Annotated in this window: 10 protein-coding genes; 2 read left to right on the top strand and 8 right to left on the bottom strand. The window is 42.4% G+C overall.

Annotated elements, in window-relative coordinates; translation table 11 throughout:
* Positions 1-68 precede the first annotated feature (68 nt).
* Genes LI112_RS09900 through LI112_RS09890 form a run of 3 tightly spaced genes read right to left on the bottom strand, consistent with a single transcriptional unit; the run spans position 69 to position 5,658 of the window.
* Entirely contained in the window at positions 69-851 is a 783-nt protein-coding gene (locus LI112_RS09900) for a hypothetical protein (RefSeq protein ID WP_022388355.1), read from the bottom strand.
* On the bottom strand, positions 848-2,110 hold the full coding sequence (locus tag LI112_RS09895; RefSeq protein ID WP_005424802.1) for a DUF5716 family protein: 1,263 nt from the start codon (positions 2,108-2,110) through the stop codon (positions 848-850). The genes LI112_RS09900 and LI112_RS09895 overlap by 4 nt, the downstream gene beginning before the upstream one ends.
* The gene (locus LI112_RS09890; protein ID WP_227190647.1) at positions 2,107-5,658 is read right to left on the bottom strand and encodes a DUF5717 family protein; all 3,552 of its coding nucleotides are present in this window, start codon (positions 5,656-5,658) and stop codon (positions 2,107-2,109) included. The genes LI112_RS09895 and LI112_RS09890 overlap by 4 nt, the downstream gene beginning before the upstream one ends.
* A 158-nt stretch (positions 5,659-5,816) precedes the next feature.
* Between LI112_RS09890 and sigK the strand changes: the two genes are divergently transcribed.
* Together sigK and LI112_RS09880 are read left to right on the top strand one after the other, a co-directional pair.
* The gene (sigK, locus tag LI112_RS09885) at positions 5,817-6,437 is read left to right on the top strand and encodes an RNA polymerase sporulation sigma factor SigK (RefSeq protein WP_044925652.1); all 621 of its coding nucleotides are present in this window, start codon (positions 5,817-5,819) and stop codon (positions 6,435-6,437) included.
* Positions 6,438-6,510: 73 nt separating this feature from the next.
* On the top strand, positions 6,511-8,655 hold the full coding sequence (locus LI112_RS09880; RefSeq protein WP_227190646.1) for a DUF5722 domain-containing protein: 2,145 nt from the start codon (positions 6,511-6,513) through the stop codon (positions 8,653-8,655).
* A 95-nt stretch (positions 8,656-8,750) separates the two neighbouring features.
* On the opposite strand, the gene LI112_RS09875 is transcribed toward LI112_RS09880, so the two are convergent.
* The 5 genes from LI112_RS09875 to LI112_RS09855 are packed head-to-tail and all read right to left on the bottom strand — an operon-like array spanning position 8,751 to position 13,255.
* Positions 8,751-9,977 carry a U32 family peptidase gene (locus LI112_RS09875; protein WP_005424796.1) on the bottom strand — a complete coding sequence of 409 codons (1,227 nt, stop codon included), beginning with the start codon at positions 9,975-9,977 and terminating at the stop codon, positions 8,751-8,753.
* Positions 9,974-10,621, bottom strand: coding sequence for an O-methyltransferase (locus LI112_RS09870; protein ID WP_022388351.1), 648 nt, complete (start codon positions 10,619-10,621; stop codon positions 9,974-9,976). The genes LI112_RS09875 and LI112_RS09870 overlap by 4 nt, the downstream gene beginning before the upstream one ends.
* Positions 10,618-11,019: an endolytic transglycosylase MltG gene (locus LI112_RS09865; RefSeq protein ID WP_022388350.1), complete on the bottom strand. Its 402-nt coding sequence runs from the start codon at positions 11,017-11,019 to the stop codon at positions 10,618-10,620. The genes LI112_RS09870 and LI112_RS09865 overlap by 4 nt, the downstream gene beginning before the upstream one ends.
* A 47-nt stretch (positions 11,020-11,066) precedes the next feature.
* A complete protein-coding gene (locus tag LI112_RS09860; protein ID WP_022388349.1) occupies positions 11,067-11,402 on the bottom strand; it encodes a YlbF family regulator in 336 nt (111 codons plus the stop codon).
* Positions 11,403-11,407: 5 nt separating this feature from the next.
* Positions 11,408-13,255, bottom strand: a complete 1,848-nt coding sequence (locus LI112_RS09855) for a ribonuclease J (protein WP_227190662.1) — start codon at positions 13,253-13,255, stop codon at positions 11,408-11,410.
* Positions 13,256-13,278 lie beyond the last annotated feature (23 nt).

The raw sequence follows: 13,278 nt of genomic DNA, 5'->3' as shown, positions 1-13,278 counted from the left end.
GTTTAACAGATTAAATCTGTTTCGTCTACTATAATCGTGCAAAAAAACTGTATACATTGTTACAATTTTCACGAACCCGTACTTCTGTGATATTCTCGTGTCAGTCTGGTGAGTATTTCGTCCATATTTGTCTTATTCACCACCAGCTCCGGTGTTTTGGAAAACTCCTGAAGTCTCTCTCGGATATTCTGCAGAACTTCCTTCTCTGTCCCTATTGATTTTGCCATTTTTTCATATTCTGAAGATGTTCTTGTCATTCCAAAAGCGATCAGATAAGCTTCCAGTGCCTCCCGGCTCCTGCTTCCCTCGTATGCTTTTCGAAAATACTCTGTAGCTTTTTCCATCTGAAACAGATAACTGTAAGCACAGCCAAGATTGTGGTACACTTTTTCTGTCATCCCCTCACGGATTTCCTCAAGATCTTCCCTTTCCAGAAGATTCTGGTAAACCTGTATCGCATGTACATACATTTCATTCTCCATTAATGCATCTGCCTTCTGTTTCTCACGCATTGCCGGAGTTTCTTCATTCATCTTCTGCAGACGTACATTCAGTTCTTTCAGTTCTTCATATGTCAAATAATTGATTTCTTTAAATACCGGATAAACAATATCTTCCGCACTTGCAAATTTGCTGATCTTGGAACGAAGTTTGGCTGCCAGTGCCGGAAGTTCCAGTTCCTCCTGTATCCAGCTGCACAATCCTTCATTCATGATCGTCTGGTCGATCAGATACAGATTATGATACAGATAATAGCAGAGTTCTTCAATGGAATACACATTGGTACTGATATTTTCTATGAAATAAGGCAGCTTTGCCCGTTTTGTCTGACACAGTATATATCCGCTCACTTTGTCTCCTCCTGCCATCTGGTCGTTTCTGTCCACTCTTTGCCACTTGATGGAAACATCTCACCAAATCCAAGATCCTTTACTGTAACCCTGCACTCATCCTGTGAAGTATACTGCAGATTCACACCAAGTCTCGTTGTCCGCTCTGGTCTCTCCGGCAGCCCCGGCAATGCCATTGCGATCCGTTTCTTTTTTGCCTCGCCCATTGTATCTACAATAAAAACAAGTTCCTTCGTTCCATCCAGGATCAGCTCGACATATGCATTACTTTCATACCAGTTTCTGCCTGATTCGATCAACGGATAATAAGCCGGTGCTCCCATGACACGCAGTTCCATTCCAACATCAGAAAGTACCAGCGAACTGCTCATATAACGATAGTCTTTCAGGTCATGATTGATCACCCGTTCTGCTCCTGCGCTGCAGGCTCCTCTTGCAAACAGGTTATTTCCATAAAAAACTTTTCTTCTCTGATAACATAACAGCTTCACAGATTTCTGTGCCCATTCCTGGTCAAATCCCTCTCCATTGATCTGAATACTGGAATACAATTCTTTACCAAGTGTATTCTTGATAAATGTATAGAATTCTGCATCCCGCTCCTCTACCTTCGCACTCAGAGTCGTTGTAACAGGCTCTTCCAGATGTACCAGTACCGGTCGTGTTCCTGAATTCATGGACATGCGTCGAAAACTTACCTTCTGCTGTTCAAAGCTGTACCAGCCTACACTTCTGTTCCAGGTTTCTATCTTCTGTGTCATAACATAATAATAAAAACTCTCTTCATAATCCAGAAGAATCGTACGTTCTTCCGGGATTCCCAGTTCTCTGCATGCCCGCTGAAGATTTTCTACCTGTACAGCATTCAGACTGTCCATGGCAATCGACAGACTCCGGATGTTTTTTTCTACTTCCGCAATCCCTGTAAGTTTCAGCATCTCATGCAGATAATGTGCAAGAAGCTCCCATGCTTCTTTTTTTTCACCTCCAACCGCTACCGGTCCGTTCTGTGCTGATATCTCATAAAGGTTTCCAGCGAGAAATCCACCTTTTTCTCTTGCAAAATATTCTGCTTCCAATCCCGCACAATATGTCTTGCGGTCTGGGCGCAGGCAAAGACAGGTCGGCATTTCAAACTGGCTGCTTCCCACTTTTACGGGAAGTGAACGCGGTTCCTCTGCCTTGCGGTCATAATAACAGATCTGAGAATATTCTTTTCCAAAATCAATTCCTATTATCAAGTCTCTTGTTTCATTCATCTTCCGCTTTCCTTCTCTATGCTAAACATGTTTTTCACATACTGTTCCTGTCTGAGATAATCTTTCAGACTGTCTGTCACTTCCTGCGTTTTGTCCAGTCTTCTTGCAGACAACATCTGATTCAGCATCTGATACTTGCTTCCAGAGGCACCCTCGACTTTTTTCATTGAAACGCTGCGTTCCGAAGTCTTCTTTGTATTGTCTTTATCTCCCTCATCGATCTGGAAATAATACTGCAGTGTCTCCCCGTAAAACAAAGTAAATGTCCTTACAAATATGCCCTGATACATTTCTTTCAAAGGTTCGCATTTATATGCTGTCTCTGCTCCAAGTCCGGTATCCAGTCTGTAAAACAACGTAACCTTTGCCCCAGGTACTGCACGACATTCCACAAATGTTTTGTCATCCAACTGATATGGACTCAAAAGTTCCGGTGAAAGTTTGCGGAAAAACGCAAAATTCAGATTTTCTTTTGCACACTCTTCCAGTATGCTCTGTGCTATTCCCACATATTCCGGTTTTGGATCTTTTTCTCTGGAAATTTCCTGCAGAAGCGCCAGTCTGCAGATAAGATTAACCGGCCACTTACTGGTAAATGCATATTCCAGCCTGCTTCTGATGAACGTACTCATTGTATATTCTCTGACAAAAACGCCATAAGAAACCAGTGTAAGGTATGCTCCTGTGATTCGTTCTTTTCCGGACTGTTTCACATAAGATTCCAGTACAGCTTCCCCCTCTTTACGGTAATCTTCCGTAAAGATCAGAAGACTTAAGATTCTTTCTTCCAGATCATAGGTATCCATTTCGAAACCTCTGGCACTCTTCCATATCGAAATAAGTTCATCCAGTGGTCCAAACCGATACAACATAAGATAATGCAGGATCACTTCATCATATTTACCCTTCCGGTAAACCTCGGATGCCAGTGCCAGAAGTTCGTCATCTTCTGCCATGTCACTTTTCAGGATCATCCGGCTGGTCATCTTGAGAAGGCAGCTCAGATCCAGTCCTTCATAACCAAATTCTTCCACAATCACCATTGCCTGCCGGAACATTCTTCTGGTAATCAATATTTCAAGCAGTGTCGTACGTTCAACCAGTGCATACTGACGGAAATCCATTTTTTCAAGATATTTATCAAGCTTCTGGTCCTGCACATTCGCAGCATAATAATCCAGGATCTGTTTTCTTACAGAATTCCTATACTCTTCTGTACAGTCCTCAAGTTCTGCCAGACTCTGAAAATACTCCAGATTATCCGCATTCAGCGTTGTCGATTCACAATAATGCAGCAGAAGTCCTCGTTCTCTGACTCCCAGTTCCAGAAGTTCCGGTACTGCCTTGCTTTCATCTGTGAGTTTTGTAAGATTGTATGGGATTGTAGAAACATAACGTCTCTGTTTATCATCCTGGAACAGGATCACTGCATCATCTGTATAGATTCTCGGATATGCAATTCCTTTATTGCAAGGATAGATTTCTTCCTCTGCAAACTGACTGTGTCGCACGATCACCTGCCGGACTTTGCTGTCATCACAGTACAGGCGATAGGTAAACATTTTCGGAGCGATTGCTTCTCCATCTTCAGCACTTACCGGATCAAACAGGAATTCCTGATACAGGATCGCATAATTTTCATCCAGCTGGCCTTCTCTTAGTTTGCGATAGGCAAACCGTTCCATGTTATCCTTATAATTTTCATATGTTTTGGGGTCTTTTTCTTTAAATGCGATCACACTTGCATATACATAAGCCTTGCGTGCATCACCAAGTGAATTGTCATTGTACGCAAAATACATCAGAAGCGGCTTCGGCAGCTGTCTTCTGTATGTAATATCCATGGTTTCCACATAATATTCAAACAGTCTGGTGATACGTAATCCTCTGCTTACTGCAAGCGAGAACCATTTGAAATATACCGGTCTGCGTGGTTCCCCCTTCATGATATATTTGCAGACAGCCTCCAGCACATCATCTGATGAAAATTTCTCATATCCGGATGCAAGTGCCTGATACAGGCTTCCATAGAATCTTTTTTCATATCCGGAAAGATATGCCATACGCATCACAAGTTCTTCGGTAAGTAGATCATGTTTACCAGCATAGCAGAATACCTGCATCCAGAACGGGGTAAGACGATGAAGCAGAGAAACATCCTCACTGATCATCTTCCATGCTTCTATATAAAGAAGCGGACTCGTACAGCCTTTTTCATATAGTTCTTCCATCATGAACAGTACTTTCGATGGTGTGGTACGATATGTACTGTCAAGTTGAAGCAGCAGCCACAACAGCTGGAAACTGTCCTCTTTCTGCCTGAAAAAGTTCTGCAGTTTCCATACAGCCTGCCCCCGGTCCTTATACAAACCGGTCACTGTACAGAGATAGAGATAAGTTCCGGCTGTTTCCAGTTCTTCTCTTGTGAACTCTTTACCACGAAAATTCCTGAGGATTTTTTTTGCCACATCATCTTTTCCTTCCAGATGTGCCATATATGCCTCCAGAAACTGGTACTCCGTATATTCACAGCCAGCTTCCCTCAGCTGATTTAATTCAAACCCTGCATTTTCTTTCCATATCTGAAAATTGATCTTATTTTCCTTATATTCAAGATAATCCTTCACAAGTGCAAGCTTGTGCCTTTTTTCTTCTCTGTGTACATCAATATGAATGCGTGCTCCCCTGGATGCAAGGACATGATACGTCAGTTCCTGATACGGACTCCTCACAATGATCTCGCCTATGTGATTCTCTCTTTTTAACTGATCTGCATGAACAAGATAGTTGATCTGAACACTGCTGCCAATAAAATCCTCATCCGTTATCACATGGCGCTCCGGCTCCAGAAACTCCCCCTTTGACTCGATCTCAAGGCGAAGATGTCCCCATCCGCTTCTGTGTATCTCAAAAGATTCCTGCATATCTTCTTCTACATTATAAAATTCTGCTGCTGTAGTTTTTAAGGATACGGAAACAGGATTTTTTTCCTTCAGACTGATCAGGAATTCCTCCAGATGCTGATAAGTTACTGGCTGTCCGGACAGACCTGCATACAACGCTTTCTGCTTTTTGTCTGCTTTCCTGAACATCATACAAAAATCTTTTTCGGTAAAAAGATGATAAGCTTCTCGAAAATCTTTTCTGGCAATCTCGCAAAATGTCTGCATATCATCAACTTTTCCTACAGAACTTATGATTTCTTCTTTTATTGCCTCAATTGCAAACGGAAGCTTGTACTCTCCTATGCTGGAAGTCACACAGAGCCAGCCTCTGCATATATCACCAGCCTGCATTCCCACTGCGTCAATTCCATAAGGCAGCCGTACGGTTGTACCCGAAAACCGACTGTTTCCCGGAACAAATCTTCGATCTGAGGAAGTAATATATCCCTGTATCTTATCATTGTTCTCCGTTCCAAGATACAGCTCCCCCTGTGTAGTCGTTCCTGCTTTGATCTTTATCTCCAGTTTTTCTTTTGAAAAAAGGAGTTCCGGCTGATCATGTTTGAATTTTCCATTGAGTATCTGTTCTATCTTTTTTTTCAAAATAGTTCACCTGATTATCCTTGAAAGTGTATTTTTCTCATATAAAATTTATTATACACTACATCCTGAGGATACGCAAATCATATAATTTTATGGGAAAAGCACGTTGCTCCAGCCTCTGACATATTCTATATAGAAGCCCCTTTTGAGGTGGATATTTGAAAACTTTTCAGAAACCTTTGACCGCAGCAGAGGAACGGCTCTGCCTCAGACGCTGCCAGGAAGGGGATCCGGAAGCAAAACGTATTCTGATCGAACGTAATCTTCGTCTGGTTGCCCATGTTGCAAAAAAATATCAGGGAAACGGAGAAGAACTGGAAGACCTGATCTCTATCGGTACGATCGGACTGATCAAGGCTATTTCCACCTTCAATTCAGAACGTTCTGCCAGGCTGTCCACTTATGCCGCCCGCTGTATTGATAACGAACTTCTTATGATGCTGCGTGCAAGAAAAAAATGTTCACGTGAAGTTTCTCTTTATGAACCGATCGGAACAGACAAAGAGGGAAATGAGATCAGTCTGCTGGATATTATCGAAAGTCCGCCGGTGGATATCGTAGAAGAATATTCTACCCGTCAGGATATACGATTTCTTTTTTCTTCTATGAAGGATATCCTGACACCAAAAGAATACCAGGTCATCTGCTGTCGTTATGGACTGTTTGAAAACAACGAAATGACACAGCGTGAAATCGCCGATCAGCTTCATATCAGTCGTTCCTATGTCTCCAGAATCGAAAAAAACGCATTAAAAAAATTAAAAACTCTCTTCGGTTGATTTTCTGTCAGAAATACTCTAAAATTAGAAACAGACTGAGATGTCTTCAGTCGGAAGGAGGTTTTCTATTCATATGACAGATACAACTGAACGATCAGGCTTTGTATATATGCACAAACTATTGAAACAACTGATGATTCTTCTGCTCTGTACTGTTTTGATCGGAACAGGTTTTGCACCCGCTTCAGTCTCTGCAGCCTCACGGCCTGTAACGATCAGTAGCTGTAAGATTTCAGGAAAAAGCAAAGTCCGCGTAACCGCTGTCACGGCAAATCCACGTAAAATATCCGGATCTCGCTGTTACCTTTTTGCACTGACTCCGGGCATGTCGGCCAGGCCAGTAGCATCCTGTAAAAAATCAAAAAAAATGACATTTACCTGTAAATTAAACTCCGGTGGTGTCAACCTTCTGAATTCCGGTTTTGCTGTCGCTTCTCGGAATTCCAGTGGGAAATATACTTATATCAGCACACGCAGATTTATTTCCAACCCCGGTGCACTGGCCAAATATCGATATCGTTTTCCAAAGTCCATCTCCAAAAAGGGACTTCAGGTCAATGCTGACATGATGGAAGATGCGGAAGAACTGAATGTACGAAATTCTGTGATCAATATTGATTTCAGTCAGCTGATCGCACCACCGGCACTTCAAAATTCCAGGTACTCTTACTCCTGGAAATACCAGGGACAAACTTACTGGTTTGTAAAAGATTCTGTCTCTTATTACGACAGACAGCTGCTTGCACTGAATTCCACTTCATCTGTAAATTCTGCTGTTCTGCTTCTGAGTTGGCGCAGTGACCTGACCAGCCTGATCTATCCACAGGGACGCCAGCAGGGACATGCTTTTTATGCCTGGAATACCAAAGACCGTTCTGCGAGAAAGCAGCTGCAGGCAACACTGAATTTTCTGGCCAGACGTTACAGTACTTCCACAAAAAAATACGGACAGATTTCCAACTGGATCATCGGAAATGAAGTCAATAATTACAACACTTATAATTACGCCGGTTCCCAGACACTGAGACAGTATTCTCAGATTTATGCAGATCAGTTTCGTCTTGCCTATAATACACTGGTCAGTGTTTATTCTAATGCAAGAGTTTATATTTCACTTGATCATCTGTGGAATACAAATTATGTGAATGGAACCTTTGCTTCACGAAAAATGCTGGATTCTTTTGCTTCAAAAATACGTGCCGGTGGAAATCTGCAATGGAACCTTGCATATCACCCATACAGTTCTCCACTGACAGAGCCTCGTTTCTGGGCGAATACAAACGGGCAGCTCACCAAATCACTTACAACGCCTGTGATCAATATGGGAAATATCCGCCTGCTGACCAGCTATATACGTCAGAAATATGGTTCAAAAACAAGGATCATTCTGTCCGAGACCGGTTATACTTCTGTTCAGAGAAAACACAATGTTGAAAATCTGCAGGCAGCTGCGGTTGCCTACAGTTACCTTCTTGCTGAATCAGATAATATGATCGACTCACTGATCATTCATCGTCAGATCGACCACAAAGAAGAGATCAAACAGGGACTGAATCTTGGATTATGGACAACCGACGCCAGATCTGCTGATTTTGAATCTGCCAACACAAAGAAAAGATCCTGGAGTGTCTTTAAATATATGGACAGCAGTCGTTCTGCTTCCGAAACCGCATTTATTCCATCCACGATCGGTGTCAGCAACTGGAAATCGCTGATCCCTTCATACAGTTCCAAACTCTATAACAAATCAAACTGTACCATCGGAGCACTTGAACAGGTAAATGCATATCGCCGCGGTGCTTCCATATATCAGAGCTGGTCTCCTTATGGTGCTGTTACAACTTCACATAAAACAGGAAATACCTTTACTGCTCTTCATGATATCCGACGAAACAAAAACAGTTTATGGGGATTCTCACAAAAAATGAAACGCAGTCTTTCCTTTAAATCATATCCAAATTTCTGCACAACGCTCCGCGTAAGTGGTGCACAGAATGGATATGTACAGATCAAATTGCGCTTTTACAGTGGAAAACATATCTTCGAATGTGCCAGAATTGTACCTGCTGATCAAACTGTCCGTTTAAAAACGTCTCTTGCGAAATGGAAATATCGCAGTAAAGTAACTAAAATTCAGGTTATGGCAGCCCCTGTAAATGGTAGTCAGTGGAATGCCAACGCTCAGCTTGTTATGAATGCCCCTGTGCGCAGTCGCTAAATTTTTCATTAAATAAAAAAGAGCAGATATCACTTCTCATGAGGATATCTGCTCTCTTTTTATTCTAAGTTCTGTTTTACAGATTCGTCTGTATTTTATGCCTCGGCCCTTCGAAGGAGATCATACTTTTCAATCTCTGTTCCAAGGTCTACGGCAAGTTTCTGCTGCGGATGCGGTGCACTTTCTACAGAATTTCCATCTTCATCATAGATTGCACGAACGGTTGCTGTGATATTTCTGCCATCCGGTTTCATGATCTCAATCATCTCACCAACAGTAAACTTATTTCTCTGCGTAATATGTGCGAAACCATTTTCATCAACTTCTTCTGCATATCCCAGATAAGTATATTCTTTTACATACGTATTGTTGTCATAAATCTGCGTATGTTCATCTGGTTTGCCATAAAAGAATCCTGTCGTAAACTGACGGTACGTACAATTGGAAATCTGTTCCTGATACCAGGACATATTTGCCTTATATTTTTCCGGAGCCTCCATATAATCATCAATTGCCTTGCGATAAGTTCTTGCAACAGTTGCCACATAAAGAGCAGTCTTCATGCGTCCTTCAATCTTCAGGCTGTCGATACCACTGTTCAGGATATCATCCATATGCTCTACCATACAGAGATCCTTGGAGTTGAAGATATAAGTTCCTCTCTCATTCTCAAATACCGGCATATATTCACCAGGACGTTTTTCTTCCACAATAGAATATTTCCAACGACACGGATGTGTGCATGCCCCCTGATTCGCATCTCTTCCAACCAGATAATTGCTGAGCAGGCATCTTCCGGAATAAGAAATACACATTGCTCCATGAACAAAAGTCTCGATTTCCATATCATCCGGAATATGTTCACGGATCTCACGGATTTCTTTCAAAGAAAGTTCCCTTGCCGTTACGACACGTTTCGCGCCGAGCTTATACCAGAAACGGTATGTCTCATAGTTTGTATTGTTTGCCTGTGTACTGATATGGCATTCTATTTCCGGACAAATTTCACGGGCATAGGTAAAAATTCCCGGATCTGCAATGATCAGTGCATCCGGTTTCAGTTCTTTCAGCTCCTGCAGATATTCTCTGACTCCCGGAAGGTCGTCATTATGCGCCAGAATATTTACTGTCACATAAACCTTTACTCCATGTTCATGTGCAAACGCAATTCCCTCTGCCATATCTTCATGTGTAAAATTCTTGGCTTTTGCGCGGAGGCCAAATGCTTCTCCACCTATATATACCGCATCTGCACCAAATACAACGGCTATTTTCAGTACTTCAAGACTGCTTGCAGGTACCAGTAACTCTATATTTCTCATGCTTCCTCCTTAACGCTCAAAGACACGCCGTCTCCCAGCGGAATAATACTTGTCATAAGCTGTGGATGGTGTTTCAGTTCATACAAATACTCTCTCATACGCTTGTAAATCGTACGGTTTCTTCGTTCCACAAGATAATGGGATTCAATCAGCTCGCCCTCCTGAAGTACGTTATCTGACATCAGGACTCCGCCCGGGGCAAGCAGCCGCACCACATCCGGCAACCAATGAATATACTGTCCCTTGGCCGCATCCATAAAAATCAGATCATATGATCCCGAAAGTTCTTTCAGAATTTGCCCTGCGTCTCCTTCCAAAAAGGTAATCTGCGACTCACGGCCGGCTCTTCGGAAATTCTCCCTTGCCTTTGGAATTCTCTTTTCATAATTTTCAATCGTTGTGATATGCATTTCAGGCTGACTGTACTCACACATAAGAAGTGTGGAGAAGCCAACGGCTGTCCCCACTTCCAGAATACGCTGCGGCTTCTTAAGTGCCAGCAGTGTCTTTATAAAGCTCTGCATCTCCTTACGAATGATCGGAACTCCCTCAGACAACGCAGAACACTCCAGTTCATCAAGAAATGGAGTGTTCCCTGCATCAAGGGAATTAATAAACGTACGCATTCTCTCTTCTACGATCACGAAGTTGCTCCTTCCTGCTCTGCATCACCTGCAAGAATTCCCATGATCCTGTTTGGTGTATAGGCAGTACTGAGTAGATATGTGCCTGGTTTCATTTTCCCACTGTAATTTGAAAGTTTTTCCTGTACCCAGAACACCAGCGTATCCTCGATCAGTCCTTTACTCTTTAATGTCTTTGCGATATCATAACTTGTTGCATCTTCTTTGATCACAACAGTTACTTCCTGTCCTTCTCCCGGGTTCATCGCCTGCTGGTTAAAAACGTTATACCCAAACTGGTAGGTAACCTTACCGATCCAGATCACGAGGACAGCCACACAAACATACAAAGCTATTTTAAAAAATCCTCCTGCAACGATCACTCCAGCCGCACCTACCCGGTCTTTGGTATCTCCCATATCTGCTCCTTTCTGTGTACTGATTATATCTCATCAAACTGCACTGCTCAGATTTCCGGCACCTTGATCTCAATTCCATCTGTCAATGTCTTACAAATCTGCTGCATCATCCTGCAAAGTGCCAGTTCCGCATCAAGATAAGCATTTACCTCCGGATTTCTTCGAAGTTCTGCTGATTCTCGTGCCAGCTGTTCCGCATCCTGAAGCAAATTTCCTCTTTCTTCATTCTGAAGCCGGAAGTTATCTGACCGGAAATGCTGCACTCTCGAGACCAGTTCCGGATTTTTTTCCAGGATTGCCTCCTGTTTCTTGTAAGTTCTGTACACATCGCTCTTCTGGATAGAATTCAGAAGAAGATGAATGTTTCTGTTTACAGCATCCATGTTATTTATGCCTCCATAATGATCGGCAGGATCATCGGACTTCTCTTTGTTCGCTTCCACAGGAAATCACTGAGTGCATCTTTTACTGTATTCTTGATCTTGCCCCAATCTGTAATGTTACGTTCCAGACAGGAATCTAACGCATTTTCTACGACTTCTTTTGCATCTTCCATCAGATCCTCGGACTCTCTTACATAGACAAATCCTCTGGATACAATATCCGGTCCGGCAAGAACCACATTGCTGTGGCGTTCAAGTGTCATAACAACAATCATGATACCATCCTCTGACAGATGCTGACGGTCACGAAGTACGATATTACCGACATCACCAACCCCCAGACCATCTACAAAGATCGCACCTGTATGAACAGAGCCGGTAACTGCTGCACTGTTTGCATCCAGCTCCAGAACATTACCGGAAGCAAGGATAAAGATATTCTCTTTCGGAATACCAAGATCTTCTACGACATGTTTCTGTGCAGTCAGATGTCTGTATTCACCATGAACCGGAATCGCATATTTTGGTCTTACCAGAGAATAGATCAGTTTGATTTCTTCCTGGCAGGCATGTCCGGATACGTGAACATCCTGGAAAATAACCTTTGCACCCTTCATGGACAGCTCATTGATAACCTTGGAAACGGCTTTCTCATTTCCAGGAATCGGATTTGAACTGAAAATGATAGTATCATTCGGTTTAATTGTAATCTTCTTGTGGATATTCGCAGCCATTCTGGAAAGAGCCGCCATGGATTCACCCTGGCTTCCTGTTGTGATCAGAACAACTTTTTCATCCGGATAATTTTTTACCTGGTCAATTTCGATCAGAGTATTTTCCGGAATACGAAGATATCCGAGTTCAGAAGCAACGGAAATGATATTGACCATGCTTCGTCCTTCTACAGCTACTTTACGTCCAAATTTATATGCGGTATTAATAATCTGCTGTACACGGTCTACATTAGATGCAAATGTCGCAATGATGATTCGTGCATTTTTGTGTTCATTAAAAAGATTATCGAATACATGTCCTACCGTACGCTCTGACATGGTAAATCCCGGACGTTCTGCATTCGTACTGTCACACATCAGTGCAAGTACACCTTTCTTACCGATCTCGGCAAAACGCTGCAGATCGATCGCATCACCAAATACCGGTGTATAATCCACCTTAAAGTCACCTGTATGGACAACAATTCCTGCAGGTGAATAAATTGCGAGTGCAGAAGCATCCTGGATACTATGATTTGTTTTGATAAATTCAATGGAAAAATCACCAAGGTTGATAACCTGTCCATGTTTTACTTCTTTTAGTTTTGTGGAACGTACAAGGTTGTGTTCCTTCAGTTTATTTGTGATCAGTCCAAGTGTAAGTTTTGTCGAATAGACCGGAACATTAACCTCTTTCAGGATATAAGGAAGCGCACCGATATGATCCTCATGTCCATGTGTGATCACAAAGCCTTTTACTTTGGAAATATTTTCTTTCAGATAAGTAACATCCGGGATGACCAGATCGATACCAAGCATATCATCTTCCGGGAAAGCAAGACCACAGTCAACAACTACAATACTATCTTCATACTCAAAAGCAGTAATGTTCATTCCAATCTGTTCCAGTCCACCTAACGGAATGATCTTCAGTTTTGAAGTACCCTTACGGCCACGACGCGCATTCCCTCTTGGCTGTTGTGTTTTATTGTTTCTGGAAAACGGCTTCGTTACTGCCTTTGGCTGCTGTACTGCTGCTACTTCTCCTGCAGCAGCTATTTCCTGTCTGTCAGAATGTTTCTCATAATGTCTGCTATTCGTTTTCTGCTGTTTATAACGGAAATTTTTCTGTTTTCCCATCGGTTTCTTTGTATTATTATCAC

Source organism: Blautia sp. 210820-DFI.6.14 (genome assembly GCF_020558815.1).
Lineage (GTDB): Bacteria > Bacillota > Clostridia > Lachnospirales > Lachnospiraceae > Blautia_A > Blautia_A obeum.
This window is presented reverse-complemented; position numbering and strand designations above follow the sequence as displayed.

Excerpts from the sequence above, each read along its gene's own strand:
- LI112_RS09895 (WP_005424802.1), bottom strand. The coding sequence starts at position 2,110 with ATGAATGAAACAAGAGACTTGATAATAGGAATTGATTTTGGAAAAGAA.
- LI112_RS09880 (WP_227190646.1), top strand. The coding sequence starts at position 6,511 with ATGACAGATACAACTGAACGATCAGGCTTTGTATATATGCACAAACTA.
- LI112_RS09875 (WP_005424796.1), bottom strand. The coding sequence starts at position 9,977 with ATGAGAAATATAGAGTTACTGGTACCTGCAAGCAGTCTTGAAGTACTG.
- LI112_RS09865 (WP_022388350.1), bottom strand. The coding sequence starts at position 11,019 with ATGGGAGATACCAAAGACCGGGTAGGTGCGGCTGGAGTGATCGTTGCA.
- LI112_RS09860 (WP_022388349.1), bottom strand. The coding sequence starts at position 11,402 with ATGGATGCTGTAAACAGAAACATTCATCTTCTTCTGAATTCTATCCAG.
- LI112_RS09855 (WP_227190662.1), bottom strand. The coding sequence starts at position 13,255 with ATGGGAAAACAGAAAAATTTCCGTTATAAACAGCAGAAAACGAATAGC.